The sequence below is a fragment of the Stenotrophomonas sp. S4 genome (assembly GCF_054187805.2).
The window spans coordinates 484026-496591 of sequence record NZ_CM196188.1 but is presented as its reverse complement, the minus strand read 5'-3'; the positions used below and the strand labels follow the sequence as shown (position 1 = coordinate 496591).

General features: G+C 66.6%; 18 protein-coding genes. 9 read left to right on the top strand and 9 right to left on the bottom strand.

Annotation, left to right across the window (positions count from 1 at the left end; genetic code table 11):
• Nucleotides 1-58 precede the first annotated feature (58 nt).
• Entirely contained in the window at nucleotides 59-1384 is a 1326-nt protein-coding gene (locus tag ACUZUJ_RS02220; RefSeq protein ID WP_101764837.1) for a GTP-binding protein, read from the bottom strand.
• 69 nt (nucleotides 1385-1453) lie between these two features.
• Here ACUZUJ_RS02220 and ACUZUJ_RS02215 point away from each other — a divergent pair, with 69 nt between their 5' ends.
• A complete protein-coding gene (locus ACUZUJ_RS02215) occupies nucleotides 1454-1825 on the top strand; it encodes a MerC domain-containing protein (protein ID WP_458220868.1) in 372 nt (123 codons plus the stop codon).
• 76 nt (nucleotides 1826-1901) lie between these two features.
• Here the strand turns inward: ACUZUJ_RS02215 and ACUZUJ_RS02210 are convergent, their stop codons facing one another.
• Complete coding sequence (locus ACUZUJ_RS02210) at nucleotides 1902-2186, bottom strand: metal-sensing transcriptional repressor (protein ID WP_049443556.1); 285 nt, start codon at nucleotides 2184-2186, stop codon at nucleotides 1902-1904.
• Nucleotides 2187-2236: 50 nt separating this feature from the next.
• On the opposite strand from ACUZUJ_RS02210, the gene dmeF reads away from it, so the two are divergent.
• On the top strand, nucleotides 2237-3217 hold the full coding sequence (gene dmeF, locus ACUZUJ_RS02205; RefSeq protein ID WP_101764836.1) for a CDF family Co(II)/Ni(II) efflux transporter DmeF: 981 nt from the start codon (nucleotides 2237-2239) through the stop codon (nucleotides 3215-3217).
• 120 nt (nucleotides 3218-3337) lie between these two features.
• On the opposite strand, the gene ACUZUJ_RS02200 is transcribed toward dmeF, so the two are convergent.
• On the bottom strand, nucleotides 3338-3622 hold the full coding sequence (locus ACUZUJ_RS02200; protein WP_014035798.1) for a hypothetical protein: 285 nt from the start codon (nucleotides 3620-3622) through the stop codon (nucleotides 3338-3340).
• A 90-nt stretch (nucleotides 3623-3712) separates the two neighbouring features.
• On the opposite strand from ACUZUJ_RS02200, the gene ACUZUJ_RS02195 reads away from it, so the two are divergent.
• From ACUZUJ_RS02195 to ACUZUJ_RS02180, 4 genes are all read left to right on the top strand, one after another.
• A complete protein-coding gene (locus ACUZUJ_RS02195; RefSeq protein WP_101764835.1) occupies nucleotides 3713-4132 on the top strand; it encodes a hypothetical protein in 420 nt (139 codons plus the stop codon).
• A gap of 111 nt (nucleotides 4133-4243) precedes the next feature.
• On the top strand, nucleotides 4244-4906 hold the full coding sequence (locus ACUZUJ_RS02190; protein ID WP_158297977.1) for a hypothetical protein: 663 nt from the start codon (nucleotides 4244-4246) through the stop codon (nucleotides 4904-4906).
• A 96-nt stretch (nucleotides 4907-5002) separates the two neighbouring features.
• On the top strand, nucleotides 5003-5197 hold the full coding sequence (locus ACUZUJ_RS02185) for a hypothetical protein (protein ID WP_101764834.1): 195 nt from the start codon (nucleotides 5003-5005) through the stop codon (nucleotides 5195-5197).
• A 144-nt stretch (nucleotides 5198-5341) separates the two neighbouring features.
• Complete coding sequence (locus ACUZUJ_RS02180) at nucleotides 5342-6184, top strand: class I SAM-dependent methyltransferase (protein WP_458220867.1); 843 nt, start codon at nucleotides 5342-5344, stop codon at nucleotides 6182-6184.
• A 3-nt stretch (nucleotides 6185-6187) separates the two neighbouring features.
• Here ACUZUJ_RS02180 and ACUZUJ_RS02175 read toward each other — a convergent pair whose 3' ends face one another.
• From ACUZUJ_RS02175 to ACUZUJ_RS02165, 3 genes are all read right to left on the bottom strand, one after another.
• Nucleotides 6188-7156: a polysaccharide deacetylase family protein gene (locus tag ACUZUJ_RS02175; RefSeq protein ID WP_101764832.1), complete on the bottom strand. Its 969-nt coding sequence runs from the start codon at nucleotides 7154-7156 to the stop codon at nucleotides 6188-6190.
• A gap of 66 nt (nucleotides 7157-7222) precedes the next feature.
• Nucleotides 7223-7768, bottom strand: a complete 546-nt coding sequence (locus ACUZUJ_RS02170; RefSeq protein WP_049443664.1) for an RNA 2'-phosphotransferase — start codon at nucleotides 7766-7768, stop codon at nucleotides 7223-7225.
• Nucleotides 7769-7804: 36 nt separating this feature from the next.
• Nucleotides 7805-8464 (bottom strand): hypothetical protein, encoded by a 660-nt coding sequence (locus ACUZUJ_RS02165; RefSeq protein ID WP_080347471.1) that lies wholly within the window; start codon nucleotides 8462-8464, stop codon nucleotides 7805-7807.
• A gap of 134 nt (nucleotides 8465-8598) precedes the next feature.
• Here ACUZUJ_RS02165 and ACUZUJ_RS02160 point away from each other — a divergent pair, with 134 nt between their 5' ends.
• The gene (locus tag ACUZUJ_RS02160) at nucleotides 8599-9279 is read left to right on the top strand and encodes a hypothetical protein (protein WP_458220873.1); all 681 of its coding nucleotides are present in this window, start codon (nucleotides 8599-8601) and stop codon (nucleotides 9277-9279) included.
• Between the two features lie 28 nt (nucleotides 9280-9307).
• Here ACUZUJ_RS02160 and ACUZUJ_RS02155 read toward each other — a convergent pair whose 3' ends face one another.
• Together ACUZUJ_RS02155 and ACUZUJ_RS02150 are read right to left on the bottom strand one after the other, a co-directional pair.
• Nucleotides 9308-9481: a hypothetical protein gene (locus ACUZUJ_RS02155; protein WP_182474440.1), complete on the bottom strand. Its 174-nt coding sequence runs from the start codon at nucleotides 9479-9481 to the stop codon at nucleotides 9308-9310.
• 9 nt (nucleotides 9482-9490) lie between these two features.
• Nucleotides 9491-10303: an alpha/beta fold hydrolase gene (locus ACUZUJ_RS02150; protein ID WP_101764830.1), complete on the bottom strand. Its 813-nt coding sequence runs from the start codon at nucleotides 10301-10303 to the stop codon at nucleotides 9491-9493.
• Nucleotides 10304-10524: 221 nt separating this feature from the next.
• On the opposite strand from ACUZUJ_RS02150, the gene ACUZUJ_RS02145 reads away from it, so the two are divergent.
• Both ACUZUJ_RS02145 and ACUZUJ_RS02140 read left to right on the top strand, forming a co-directional pair.
• Nucleotides 10525-11004, top strand: a complete 480-nt coding sequence (locus tag ACUZUJ_RS02145; protein WP_101764829.1) for a nuclear transport factor 2 family protein — start codon at nucleotides 10525-10527, stop codon at nucleotides 11002-11004.
• Nucleotides 11005-11079: 75 nt separating this feature from the next.
• Nucleotides 11080-11496, top strand: a complete 417-nt coding sequence (locus tag ACUZUJ_RS02140) for an XVIPCD domain-containing protein (protein WP_458220866.1) — start codon at nucleotides 11080-11082, stop codon at nucleotides 11494-11496.
• A 46-nt stretch (nucleotides 11497-11542) separates the two neighbouring features.
• Here ACUZUJ_RS02140 and ACUZUJ_RS02135 read toward each other — a convergent pair whose 3' ends face one another.
• Nucleotides 11543-12520, bottom strand: coding sequence for a hypothetical protein (locus tag ACUZUJ_RS02135; protein ID WP_424143750.1), 978 nt, complete (start codon nucleotides 12518-12520; stop codon nucleotides 11543-11545).
• Between the last annotated feature and the right edge of the window lie 46 nt (nucleotides 12521-12566).

Here is a 12566-nt window from a genome sequence, read left to right as displayed (position 1 = left end):
GATGCATGGCGGGCAGTGCCGGCCGCTGGCCGGCACACCCCGCACCCTCAACGCCCGCTCAGCGCTTCCACACCGGGAACGCCTGCGGCAGCTGATGCCATAGCAACGGGCCGGCGCGCAGCTCCTGTTCGTTGAGCAGGCAGGCATCCAGTTCCGCGCGCACCGCGCGCTCATCCATGTGCACGCCGATCACCACCAGCTCTTGGCGGCGATCCCCCCACAACGGGTGCCACAGCCGCTGCATCGCCGAATGCGCGGCCGCATCCGGGAATTCTTCCAGCCCCGGCAACGGCGCGCTCCAGCAGTCGGCCTGCTGCCGCGCCCACCCCAGGTCGCTGTAAGGCAGCGGCGTCGGCGGCAGCAACGGCGCGGTGTCTTCCAGCCCGGCGCGCACGCGATCGCGCGCGGCGTACCAGAATCCCGCCGCCTGCGTCCGCGTCGCGGCACCCACGGTGTTCAGCTCGCCCACCCAGTCCATGCGGTTGGCCAGCCAGAACCAGCCCTTGCTGCGGATCACGCCGGGCATGCCCGACTGCAGCGCGCGGGCGAAGCGCGCAGGATGGAACGGTCGCCGCGAGCGGTAGACGAAACTGGCGATGCCGTACTCCTCGGTTTCGGGTGTGTGCTCGCCACGCAGTTCCTTCACCCAACCCGGCGCACGTTGCGCACGCTCGTAATCGAAGCGGCCGGTGTCCAGCAACTCGGCCAGCGGCACATCACCGAAGCTGGACAGCAACAGCTTCGCGTCGCGGTTCAAGCCACGCAGCACGGCCAGCGTGTCCTGCAGCACTTCGTCATCCACCTGGTCGACCTTGCTGACCACGATCACATCGGCGAACTCCACCTGCTCGCACAGCAGGTCGACCACGCCGCGATCGTCGTCTGGCCCGGCCTGTTGCCCGCGCTCGGCCAGGCGCAGCGTCGAACCGAAGTCGGCCAGGAACGCGCTGCCATCCACCACCGTCACCATCGTGTCCAGGCGCGCGATGTCACTCAGGCTGAAGCCCTGCTCGTCGCGTACCGCAAAGGTGGCCGCCACCGGCATCGGTTCACCGATTCCGGTCGACTCGATCAGCAGGTAGTCGTAGCGACCGGCATCGGCCAGCCGCCGCACTTCCTGCAGCAGGTCGTCGCGCAGCGTGCAGCAGATGCAGCCATTGCTGAATTCCACCAGCGTCTCTTCGGTGCGGCGCAGTTCGGCGCCACCCTCGCGCACCAGCTGCGCATCGATGTTGACCTCGCTCATGTCGTTGACGATGACCGCCACGCGCAGGCCCTCGCGGTTGCGCAGGATCTGGTTGAGCAGGGTGGTCTTGCCGGCCCCGAGGAAGCCGGACAGCACAGTGACCGGAAGGCGACGGTCGGCGCGGGAAACAGTGTTCATGTCGGAGCGGGTTGGCTGCGGAACGGAAATGTTACTGTATAACAATTGTCGCGCAAGGAACCTCCCCCGATGAAGTCGCCTTCTGCCGCCCTGCTCGATGCCGGCGCGGTCGCCCTGTCCAGCCTGTGCCTGCTGCACTGCCTGGCGCTGCCCCTGCTTGCCGCCGCGCTGCCACTGCTTGGCACCTGGGCCGAAGCGGAGTGGGTGCACCTGCTGTTCGTGGCCATCGCCCTGCCACTGACCGGCTACGCGCTGTGGCGGGCCGAGCGCCGCCACCCACTGCCCGTGCTGGCCTGGGCCACCGCCGGCACCGGGCTCGGCCTGCTGCTGGCCAGCGCGCTGGCGCTGCCCTCGCACGATTGGGAAACGCCGATGACCGTCACCGGCAGCCTGCTGCTGGCCGCCACGCACATCTGGAACGCGCGGCACCGGCACGGGTAGTGCCCGCCGCTGGCCGGCAACCCCATGAACGCCGCACGCAACCTGCTGGTGCCGGCCAGCGGCCGGCACTACCCGGTCATTTGCCGTAGCGACGAAGCAGCTCCACCAGCACCGCGGCCTCGTCCGCCCGCTGCTGCGGATCTTCGGCGCCCACCACGTGTTCCTGCAGGTGCTCGTGCAGCAGCTCCATCAGCAGGCTGTGGGCGGCACCGCGCACGGCGGCAACCTGCACCAGCACGTCCGCACAGTCGCCGGCCTCACCCTCCGGCCTGTCCAGCGCCTGCTCCAATGCCGCCACCTGGCCGCCGATACGGCGTACCCGGGTCAGCAGCTGCTTTCGATTCTTGTGTACATGGGCCATGGATGGATCGTATACCCTATGGGGGTATCCTTCCACCCTCTGGTCTTCCCATGCACTTGGACGCCCTTGCCGCCGCCCGTCGCCACGAACACCGCTTCGACGACGGCAATCCGCTGGCCGAACGCAACACCCGCCGCGCCCTGTGGCTGACCGTCAGCATGATGCTGGTGGAGATCGTCGGCGGATGGTGGTTCAACTCCATGGCCGTGCTCGCCGACGGCTGGCACATGAGTTCGCACGCGCTGGCGCTGGGCCTCTCGGTGTTCGCCTACCGCTGTGCGCGCCGCTACGCGCACGACCCGCGCTTCGCCTTCGGCACCTGGAAGATCGAGATCCTGGCCGGCTATACCAGCGCCATCGCCCTGCTCGGCGTCGCCGCGCTGATGGCCGTGCAATCGCTGGAACGGCTGTGGGTGCCGGCGCCGATCCACTACAACGAAGCCATCGCCATCGCGGCAGTCGGGCTGGGCGTGAACCTGCTGTGCGCCTGGTGGCTGCACGACAGCCCCGGACACGCGCATCATCATCACGGTCATACCCATGGCCATGGCCATGACCACGGGCATGGCCACGATCACCACGACCACAGCCACGCACACGGCCACGACCTCAACCTGCGCTCGGCCTACGTGCACGTGCTGGCCGACGCCGCCACCTCGGTGCTGGCCATCGTCGCCCTGCTCGGCGGCAAGCTGCTGGGCCTGACCTGGCTGGACCCGGTGATGGGCCTGGTCGGCGCCGTGCTGGTGACGGTCTGGGCGATCGGCCTGCTGCGCGACAGCGGCCGCATCCTGCTCGACGCGCAGATGGACGCGCCGGTGGTGGCCGAAGTGCGCGAAGTGATCGAACAGGGCCCGTGGCCGGCACGCCTGGCCGACCTGCACGTCTGGCAGGTGGGTCGCGGCAAGTACGCGGTCAGCGCCAGCGTGGTCACCAGCGACGCCAGCCTCGATGCCGATACCGTGCGCAACGCGCTGGCCATCCACGAAGAGCTGGTGCATGTAACCGTGGAGATCCACCGCAGCGCGTGAATCACATCGGGTAGTGCCGGCCGCTGGCCGGCATGGCATGCGCCGGCCGCCGCTGCCCAGTAGAGCCAGGCCATGCCTGGCTGGTCCTATCCATGAGTCGAGCATGGCTCGACTCTACCGCTACAGCTTCAGCATCATCCGCAGCAGGTACATCAGCAGCGGCAGCGCGCTCAGCACTGCGCCAGCAATGCCGATCCACGGCCAGCGCTCACCGCGCACGCGCGCGGCCACCGCCAGGCCGCAGCCCACCAGCGCCGCACCCAGCACGCCCACGCCCAGCCCTGCGGCCATGCCATTGCCGCCTGCAGCCACCGCTGCCTGCGCTGCCACGGTGCCTGCACCCCACCCCACAGCGATCCCCAGCCAACTGCCCACGCCGCACCACGGTGCCTTGCCCTGCGCCATCCGAAAACCCCTGTGTTCTTGCCGAATTTCTGTACGGGCCGCGCCCGCGTGCTGCCTACACTAGCCGCACCTGCCCTGTAGGGACATCCCATGCGCACGCTCCGCCTGCTGCTGCCCGGTGCCCTCCTGCTGCTGACCACCGCCTGCAGCGGTGACGCCGGGCTTCCCTTCTCCGCCGACCCATTGCAGGGCTGCTTCGCCACCAGCGCGCGCAAACCCGCTGACTTCCGCATCGACAAGGAAGGTGGCCAGTACTTCGTCTCCTTCAGCCGTGGCGAGCAATGGCAGCGCGAGCCCAATGCCCTGCACAAAGCCAGCCGCAGCGAGATCAGCCGCTACTTCCGTGATGATGCCGATCAGATCGACAGTGCCCTGATCCGCATGGCCGGCGGCTTCGGTATCTTCCACTTCAACAAGGGCGCGACGCTGAAGGGCAAGGCCAGCGACAGCGACTACATGGCGCTGATGCTGATCGGGGCTGGGCCGGTGTATGCGGTGAAGTGCGATTAGCGACAGCAATTTTTGAGGAATGTTTGAAATCCCAACAACTGCGTGATGCTACCCAGTGCACCACTGGGTAAGTAGAGAAGATGGAGCCTCACCCAGATTGGAGAGGTCCAGATGAAATCGCAGCTAGCCGCTCTCATGTTCATCGTCTCAGCATCCATGCAGGCGGCAGATGGAATGCCGGCTGAAGGACAGACCGGTGACGAAGCGAAGTCCCCAGCGAGAATTGTTCGCAGCGCAGAATGGCCTGACTCCATCGGGGGAACGGTCAGTGTGGAGCAGTCCCTCACCCGCAACTCGAAGGGTCAGTATGTATATCGCTACGATGATCAATCGGAAGCAACGAAGCGGTACCACGAGGCTTCCTGCGCAGATATCGGGATGAATCCCGCCAAGGGAGAGTCAATCACGGTGGGGCCAGGAAGCGCTGCATGGCATTGCTCAAGCATCGAGTCGAACGGTGCTATTGACGCAAAGAGTACTGACTATGTATTCGCCTATGCACCAAATGGACAGGTATCAGCCGGCCAGAACTTCGTTTCCTACGGAACCGTGAGATTCAACAGCTCTGTCAGCGGGAATATCCAAGGTAGCGCGCAAATCGACAACGGAAGGTGCCAAACCTTCTATAGCGAGTACTACCCACCGAATACCGTGGGAAACCACACCGCAAGAGTACTCTGCTTCGCTCATACTCCGCAGACCATGAATACGTTGATGGAGGGGTGCGTACCGCGCGCCTGCGCAAGCGATCGCGGTTCCATCAGGGCCGACTGATACCAGGCTCCTGCCACGGAGGAAAGGGCGCCAAGGCGCCCTCTCCTGCTCGGGCTTAATGATTCGGCTTCAATCATCACTGACATCATTCAGTTCATGATTTCACCAGCTGGCCCTTGGCTTTCGGGCGGTCTACGCATCGACAAGGAAAGCGGCCAGTACTTCGTCTCCTTCGGTCGCGATGGCCAGTGGCAGCGCGGCCCGAGAGCCCTGCACAAGGCCAGCGACAGCGACTACATGGCGCTGATGCTGATCGGGGCCGGGCTGGTGTATGCGGTGAAGTGCGATTGAACTGTAGAGCCGAGCCCACGCTCGGCTACGTTTGCAGTAGATCCACGCCATGCGTGGATGCAGGCATGGTGGAGCCATGGGTAGACTCGGCTCTACAACAGCTGCGGTACCATGCCCTCCCCCCGAACCGCCCCGGTACCCGCCGTGTCCCATTACACCGGCCCCCTGCTGACCCGCGACAGCGCCGACACCCTGCGCCGTGCCCATGACAAGGGCGCCGCCGAATGGCAGGGCTCGCTCGACCTCGGCCGCAGCCAGGACACCGTGGTACTGCACGCCGACGGCTTCCACTTCCGCGGCCAGCCCTACCCGTGGCCGGGCAAGCTGAAGGACCGCACGCTGTACTACTGGGATGGCGATGCGTTCGAGCCGATCTCGCGCTACAGCGGCTCACTGATCAAGCTGGTACCGACCGAATGGGGCGCACCGACCTTCGAGATCGACGGTATCAAGATGCTGCCGACCTCGAAGCTGTCGCCGTTCGAGGATGCGCGACGCAAGGTCGAGCTGGTCGCCCCCGCCGGCAAGGTCATCCTCGATACCTGCGGCGGCCTGGGCTACTTCGCCGCGTGCGCGCTGGAGGCCGGTGTCGGCCAGATCCGCTCGTTCGAGAAGAACGCCGATGTGATGTGGCTGCGCACGCTCAACCCATGGTCGCCGGATCCGGACTCGGCTGCCGCCGGTGGCCGCCTGCAGTTCAGCCACGGCGACGTCTCGCAGCAGATCGAACAGGTGGCCAGCAACAGCGTCGACGCGATCCTGCACGACCCGCCGCGCTTCGGCATCGCCGGCGAGCTGTACTCGCAGGTGTTCTACGACCACCTCGCCCGCGTCATCCGCAAAGGTGGCCGCCTGTTCCATTACACCGGTGCGCCGAACAAGCTGACCAGCGGCCGCGACGTCCCGCGTGAAGTCGCCAAGCGGTTGGAGAAGGCCGGTTTCAAGGCCGAGCTGGCGCTGGACGGCGTGCTGGCCGTCAAGCGCTGAGCCTTACTCCGAATCGACCTTTGCCAGTTTCATCACCCACGCCGGCACCTCGGGTTCGCCGGCGTAGAAGTCCTTCGGCTTTTTCTCCGCCATCGCCCAACGGTGCAGCCAGCTCGGGCCGTAGCGGCCGTTGTAACCCTCGGCACCGCGTGCGTAGGCCGGGTCACGCATCGCCTCGTCCAGTGAAATGAAGCGATAGCCTCGGCGCCTGGTAGCCGCCACCAGTTCGGCGAACGTCGCCGCATTGAGCTCGTTGGCGTGCATCAACCACACCTGCGGCAGCGCGTAACCCAGCAACGCCTGTGACTGGTTCTCGTAGTAGTCCAGCTTGTTCAGCATGTACGGCACGTAGCCCTTGCGCAGCTGCGCCAGCGTCGCTTCGCGTGCAGGTGAGTCCGCCTGCTCGTTCATCACGTTGGCATAGGCGAACGCCCACACCCACTCGCCGTTGTCCACCGTCACCGGCGCCACGCGGTAGCCGTGCTGCTTGAAGAACGCGTCCATCTGCGCACGCTCATCCGGGGTGCGCCCGGCGCGCAGGTAGGGATGGCGCATCCACTGCGGCGCCTGCCCCTTCTCGGCCAGCAGCGGCCGCAGCACCGTTTCGCCGCGCAGGAAATCCTGCTGGAACGCCGGCACGCCCTTCGCATTCAGATCCATGTGCGAGTACGTGTGGTTGCCCAGCACATAGCCCGCATCGCGCCAGTCGCGCAGCATCTGTACCCGCGCCGGCTGCGCCTGCCCGTCCACCTCAAGCTTGTTCTCGTTGACGAAGCCGACCACCGGCACGCCCGCCTGATGCAGCTGGGCCATCAACGCCGCATGCCGCGCCTGCAGGTCCGGCGGCGTAATCTGGTCCAGCCGTGCCCATGGCAGGTCATCGATGGTCACCGCAATCCGGCGGTCCACCTCGGCGGCATGTACCGCCAGCGAACACAGCAGCAACGGCAACGCACGCAGCAAGCATCGCATCGGGTCTTCCCTGGAGTGGCGAGGCGTCGACTGTAGCGCGATTGCCGCGCGCCGCCGAGCGTGTGCTCAGCCGGCGATGTACTGCGGCGGCACGTGCGCGGTCAGCCACACGCCATTGGCCGAACGGTGGAACACATGACCATCGGCATGCATGCGCCCGGCATTCACGCTGAGGATGACCGGCGCACCGCGGCGTGCGCCCACCTGCTGCGCGGTCTGGCGATCCAGCGACAGGTGCACGTGCTGGCGCTCGCCAGGCCGCAGGCCCTGCTCACGGATGGCACCGACGAAGCGAGCCACCGTGCCGTGGTACAGCCATGCCGGCGGCTGCAGCGCCTCCAGGCCCAGATCCACCTGGATCGAATGCCCCTGGCTGGCGCGGATGCGCAGACCGTCGTCGCTCAGCGCGAAGCGCTGCTTGTCATTGGTCTCGACCACCGCCTGCAGGGTGTGCCGGTCCAGCGCCACGCCATGATCGGCCATCCGCTGCAGCAGATCATCGACATCGGCCCAGCCCTGCGCATCCAGCTGCAGGCCGATCTTCTCTGGTTCGTGGCGCAACACCAGGCTCATGAACTTGCTGGCCTGCTTGTGTGAAGTATCCGTACTCATCGGCATAGGCTGCCGCAGATCACCGCCGGATGCCAGTTACGCCCCTGCCGATCGTGCCGCCCGGGCCCGTGCGATCGCGCGCCACAGGGCCACGCCGCCGGCCATCGCGGCCAACAACAGCACCGCCAGCACCAGCGCCAGATCATCCGGGTTGCGCAGCAAAGGAGCGTTCACCCGCGTCAGGATGTGGAATACCACGCGCTGCGACTGCTCCAGCGGTACATCGCCCTCCGACACCAGCTCCACCAGGCACGCCGTGGGTGACAGCCGAGCCACATTGCGCCACGCATTCTCGTACAGGTGCAGCACCCATCCGGCCAAGGCCAGTGCGCCACCGTGCAGCAGCATCAGCGCCAGGTTCGCCGTGCGTAGCCGATCGCGCAGCCACAGCGCGCGGCTCGCGCATACCGCCATGGCCCCCAGCAACGCCAGCACGATGCCTGCCACCGGAATCCAGCTCAGGGGTTGCCAGTCATCCAATGCGCCGGCACGTGCCATCACCTGTTCGGCCACCTGCAACCGTGCCTGCTCATCCGGGCCACCGCAGGCTGCGTTGATCGGCTCCAGCAGCAGGTCGACCCGATAGTGGAAGAAGCCCGCTGCCAACGCGACGGACAGCAGCGCGACCAGTTGCAGCATCATCAGGATCGGGCCCTGCCCAAAGATGCGGCGGATTCGGGACGTGGCAGGGCTCATCGGTTCATCCATGACAGCAAAGAGCCATCCTAACCAAGCGCCCCGTGCGTGTCGGCTGGCGGATGCAACACGCACCACGCAGCACCGTTACGATGGCACGGTTGTTTGGATCCGAAATTTCCCTGGTAATCCTGATGGTGATGCTGTATCTGGTCGTGCGGACGCTGCTGCCACTGCTGGCGTTCGTGCTCGCGTGGTGGCTGCTGTCGCGCCTGATCAAGGCCCGCGTCGCCCGGCTGCCACGCGTCCCGTTGAACCTGCCCGAGCACAGCAGCAGCCCCCGCAGGAAGGATCGCCGCATCTACGCACGCAAACTGCGGCGCAAGCCAGGCCTGCGCACGGCGAGCCGCGCGGCCACCGCACCCCGCAGCTGGCACTTCGCTTCGGCTGTCCTCTCGCTGATGGTGCTGATCGCCACCGTGATCGCCGTGCCCGATGGCGCACGCTTCCAGGTAATGGTGGGCAATCTCATCGGTTATCCGGGAACCGTCGTCGAGGTGCAGGTTCCCGTAGCCGCACAGTCCGTCGTGCTGCAGGCATGGCAACCCGCGCTCGCACAGCTGGGGCGGCCCACGGCGATGCGCTACCCGATCGCTCGCACCGGCGGCGAGCATGAAGCCCATGCCGTCGTTCCCGTGCAGGTACGACTGCTGGGCGATCGCATGCAGGTGGCCATCGCGCGACCGGTGGACGCTGAAATGCTGCGTGCAGAACTGGCACGACTGGCAGGGTTGCCGGTCGAAGCGATCCACGTGCAGCAGCGCGACGTGGCGCCATGGCGGGAGTCAAGCTGGCAGCCACTGCCTCGCCTGTAGAGCCGAGCCCAGGCTCGGCTGCCCCCAATCACGCTCCTCGCGGCAGCTTCGACGCCCACATGTTGTCCACCAGGTTCGGATAGCGCCGCCCGTTCTCCTCCGCCCGCTGCCGCGCCGCTGCCTTCTGTGCATCGGACAGCGGCTGCGGCGCCTGCCCCTTGGGCTTGGGCTTCTTCCACGGAGGTGTATTGGTCTGGCGCATCGCAGCAGCTTACCGCTTCAGGAAGTTCAGCAGCGCCAGATTGAAATGATCCGCGTGGCTGGTGTTGCAGCCATGCGGCGCGCCTTCCAGGATCACCACCTCGCTGCCCGCAATCGCCTCATGGGTGCGCTGGCCGGAGCCCTCGAACGGCACGATGGCGTCACTGTCGCCGTGCAGGATCAAGGTTGGCACCGTGATCTTCTTCAGGTCATCGCGGAAATCGGTGGTGGCGAACGCCTTCATGCAGCCCAACGCCGCCGCCTGGTCGGATTGATGGCACAGCGCGATCGCCGCCTGACGCGTCTCTTCAGTCACCATCAACTGGCCGTTGGCGCTGAAGAAATCGCGGGTAAAGCCGTCGAAGAAGGCTTCGCGGTCGTTCTCCAGCCCACTGCGCATGTCATCGGCCTTGTCCTGCGTCAGCGGGCCGTCCGGATTGTCGTCGCTGCGCAGCAGGAACGGCGGCACCGCCGCGGCGAACACCACACTGTGCAGGCGCTCCTGGCCGTGGTTGGCCACGTAGCGCGCCACCTCGCCGCCGCCCATCGAGAAACCGACCAGGGTGACGTCACGTAGGTCACGTTCCTCGATCAACCCCGCCAGGTCCGCCGCCAGCGTGTCGTAGTCATAGCCTTCGGCCGGCTTGTCGGAGCGCCCGAAGCCGCGCCGGTCGTAGCTGATCACCCGGTGCTGTGCATCACGCAGGATCGACACCTGTGGCTTCCAGGCATCGGCGGACAGCGGCCAGCCGTGGATCAGGATCACCGGGCGGCCGTCGCCACCACTGTCTTCAACATGCAGGCGGATGCGGGAAGCAGGCATGGGAGCTCCTGTGGAAGGGGAGGAGTGCAGGCTAGCGGCCACGACCTATGGCAGCCGTGAGGGAATCGCGCCCGCCCGTGACATCGCCTGCACACGCCGCCGCACGGCGCCGCACCGGCATTCCCGGCCTTCGCACCGCGCCTTCCCGGTTTCGTCGCAGCGCCGTACCGCCGTGGTCACCGGCATGCCAGCCTGCGCACATCACTCCCGGGAGTTTCGCCATGTTGCTGCTCACCCTGCCCCTGCTGGCTGCCGGCCTCGCTGCCGCACCGTCGCCCGCCGATGACCTGCGCGAACAGATCCGCCAGGCCGATACCCAGCTGTTTGCTGTGGCCTTCGAGGCCTGCGATGCCGACAAGGCCGCCGCGATGACCACCGAAGACATGGAGTTCTTCCATGACAAGGACGGCAAGTCGGCCAGCAACCGTGAGGACTTCCGCCGCAGCGTGGCCAGCATGTGCGACAACGCGCGCAAGGGCGGCTGGCACCTGCGCCGCGAGCTGGTGGATTCCTCACTGCAGGTGTTCCCGCTGCACGATGAGCGGGCGCTGGAAATCGGTGACCACCGCTTCCACGAACGCGGCAAGGACGGCGTGGAGCGCTGGGTCGGCCAGGCCCGCTTCATCCAGGTCTGGCGCCGCGTGGACGGGCGCTGGCTGGCCGAACGGGTGATCAGCTACGACCATCACGCAGCGGACTGACCCATCGGGCGTGCTTCACGGGCCGGATCTATACTGGCGGGGTCCACCCCGACCCACCGCAACCGTTCGATCGCCATGGCAGAGATCACCCCCAACCATCCCGAGTACGGCCTCAACCAGCAGATCCGCCAGGGCGTGGCCGCGCTGGACGCCCAGCATGGCCGTCCGTTCGACCAGACCAGCGAGCGCCTGACCGCCAGCCTGACCGTGCTCGCCCGCGAGCAGGGCCTGCAGCAGGTCGACCATGTGCTGGTCAGCACTGCGACGGCCCAGCACCCGGCCGGGCACAACGTCTTCGTGGTGCAGGGCGACCCGGCCAACCCCGCGCATCTGCGCGCGATGATGCCGACCGCTGTGGCGGTACAGACTCCGGTGGAGCAGTCGCTGCAGAAGCTGGGGCTGGGTGTGCAGCCGCCGGCGCAGGCTGAGCAGCAGACGCTGGATGCACAGGCGCAGGACCCGCAGCAGAATCCCGTGCATCGCCTGGGGTGAATGCCACCAGACGTCGATGCCATCGACGCCTGTGGAAAACCCTGTATCAGCCCATTCGCGGCTGAGCGTGCTGCGTCTGCTGCTGCAGCTGATCGTCCTGCGCGACGCGGCTGGCCTCGCGGCCCTGATGCTGCACGCTGGCGAGCTGGTACACCTCTTCAACCGTGCCCTGCTGGGTATCGGCCAGCGAAAGGCGCTGGCGGTTCGCCGCCGGGTCCGGTGATGCGGTCTCGCCCATGCGCTGCAGAAAGACATAGCCCGGCGAATCCGCTGCACCGCCACTGCTGAAGGCCACCTGCAAGGTATCGCGTTCGGTGTAGCCACCCTGCACCGCCAAGCGCGTCAGGTGACCCGCCAGCAGTTCGGGCTGCTGTCCCGGCGGCAGCCCCTGCCGATCGGCGGCCTCACCCAGCGCCGCACGCACGCGCTGGTCCAGCGGATGCAACGCATCACCCGGCGCACGTGCGTCGTTGGCCAATCGCTCACCGCTGCGCTCACCCATGTCGTCGGTCTCGCTCAGCAGGTGCTGCTTCCACGTGCGATCGGGCATCGGGTTGGTCTTCGTACGGTTGAGCTCGCTGTCGGGGAACGGCGGATCGATGCTTTCGACGCCGTGGATGTTGCGCAGCGGGCGATAGGCGTCCTTGCCTTCGCCCTTCATGCCCAGGGGAATGCGCACATCCGGAAGAAGCTGCGCGGCAGGACCGACCAGCCCGTTCACGTCGATACTTCTCTTCCGCTCGATGCCGGCGTGATTCAGTGCTTCCCAGGTGAAGTCCACGCAGTTGTGGCGCACGTCCTTATATTGCAGATCGAAGCCGTACTTGTCCGGGTGCGCGCCGAACGCCTCAAGCTTTTTGTACTGTTGCTCGCTGATCTCGAGCGTGCGGCTGTAGTGCGGGTTCTGGTACTCGGCCGCATCGGTCTTCATGACCTCGCCCGGCCCGTTCATGCTTCCATGCTCGGAAGGCGCGAAGCCGAAACTCCGCGTGGTCTTGTCCGGCCCATGGAGCACGTAGAACATGTGCCCGGGCCCGGATGTCTGCGGAACCCCGTCCACAACTTTCTGT

Bases quoted from the DNA above. Each gene is read 5' to 3' on its own strand.
- ACUZUJ_RS02220 (WP_101764837.1), bottom strand. From the start codon at position 1,384: ATGAACACTGTTTCCCGCGCCGACCGTCGCCTTCCGGTCACTGTGCTG.
- ACUZUJ_RS02215 (WP_458220868.1), top strand. From the start codon at position 1,454: ATGAAGTCGCCTTCTGCCGCCCTGCTCGATGCCGGCGCGGTCGCCCTG.
- ACUZUJ_RS02210 (WP_049443556.1), bottom strand. From the start codon at position 2,186: ATGGCCCATGTACACAAGAATCGAAAGCAGCTGCTGACCCGGGTACGC.
- dmeF (WP_101764836.1), top strand. From the start codon at position 2,237: ATGCACTTGGACGCCCTTGCCGCCGCCCGTCGCCACGAACACCGCTTC.
- ACUZUJ_RS02200 (WP_014035798.1), bottom strand. From the start codon at position 3,622: ATGGCGCAGGGCAAGGCACCGTGGTGCGGCGTGGGCAGTTGGCTGGGG.
- ACUZUJ_RS02195 (WP_101764835.1), top strand. From the start codon at position 3,713: ATGCGCACGCTCCGCCTGCTGCTGCCCGGTGCCCTCCTGCTGCTGACC.
- ACUZUJ_RS02190 (WP_158297977.1), top strand. From the start codon at position 4,244: ATGAAATCGCAGCTAGCCGCTCTCATGTTCATCGTCTCAGCATCCATG.
- ACUZUJ_RS02185 (WP_101764834.1), top strand. From the start codon at position 5,003: ATGATTTCACCAGCTGGCCCTTGGCTTTCGGGCGGTCTACGCATCGAC.
- ACUZUJ_RS02175 (WP_101764832.1), bottom strand. From the start codon at position 7,156: ATGCGATGCTTGCTGCGTGCGTTGCCGTTGCTGCTGTGTTCGCTGGCG.
- ACUZUJ_RS02170 (WP_049443664.1), bottom strand. From the start codon at position 7,768: ATGAGTACGGATACTTCACACAAGCAGGCCAGCAAGTTCATGAGCCTG.
- ACUZUJ_RS02165 (WP_080347471.1), bottom strand. From the start codon at position 8,464: ATGAGCCCTGCCACGTCCCGAATCCGCCGCATCTTTGGGCAGGGCCCG.
- ACUZUJ_RS02160 (WP_458220873.1), top strand. From the start codon at position 8,599: ATGGTGATGCTGTATCTGGTCGTGCGGACGCTGCTGCCACTGCTGGCG.
- ACUZUJ_RS02155 (WP_182474440.1), bottom strand. From the start codon at position 9,481: ATGCGCCAGACCAATACACCTCCGTGGAAGAAGCCCAAGCCCAAGGGG.
- ACUZUJ_RS02150 (WP_101764830.1), bottom strand. From the start codon at position 10,303: ATGCCTGCTTCCCGCATCCGCCTGCATGTTGAAGACAGTGGTGGCGAC.
- ACUZUJ_RS02145 (WP_101764829.1), top strand. From the start codon at position 10,525: ATGTTGCTGCTCACCCTGCCCCTGCTGGCTGCCGGCCTCGCTGCCGCA.
- ACUZUJ_RS02140 (WP_458220866.1), top strand. From the start codon at position 11,080: ATGGCAGAGATCACCCCCAACCATCCCGAGTACGGCCTCAACCAGCAG.
- ACUZUJ_RS02135 (WP_424143750.1), bottom strand. From the start codon at position 12,520: ATGTTCTACGTGCTCCATGGGCCGGACAAGACCACGCGGAGTTTCGGC.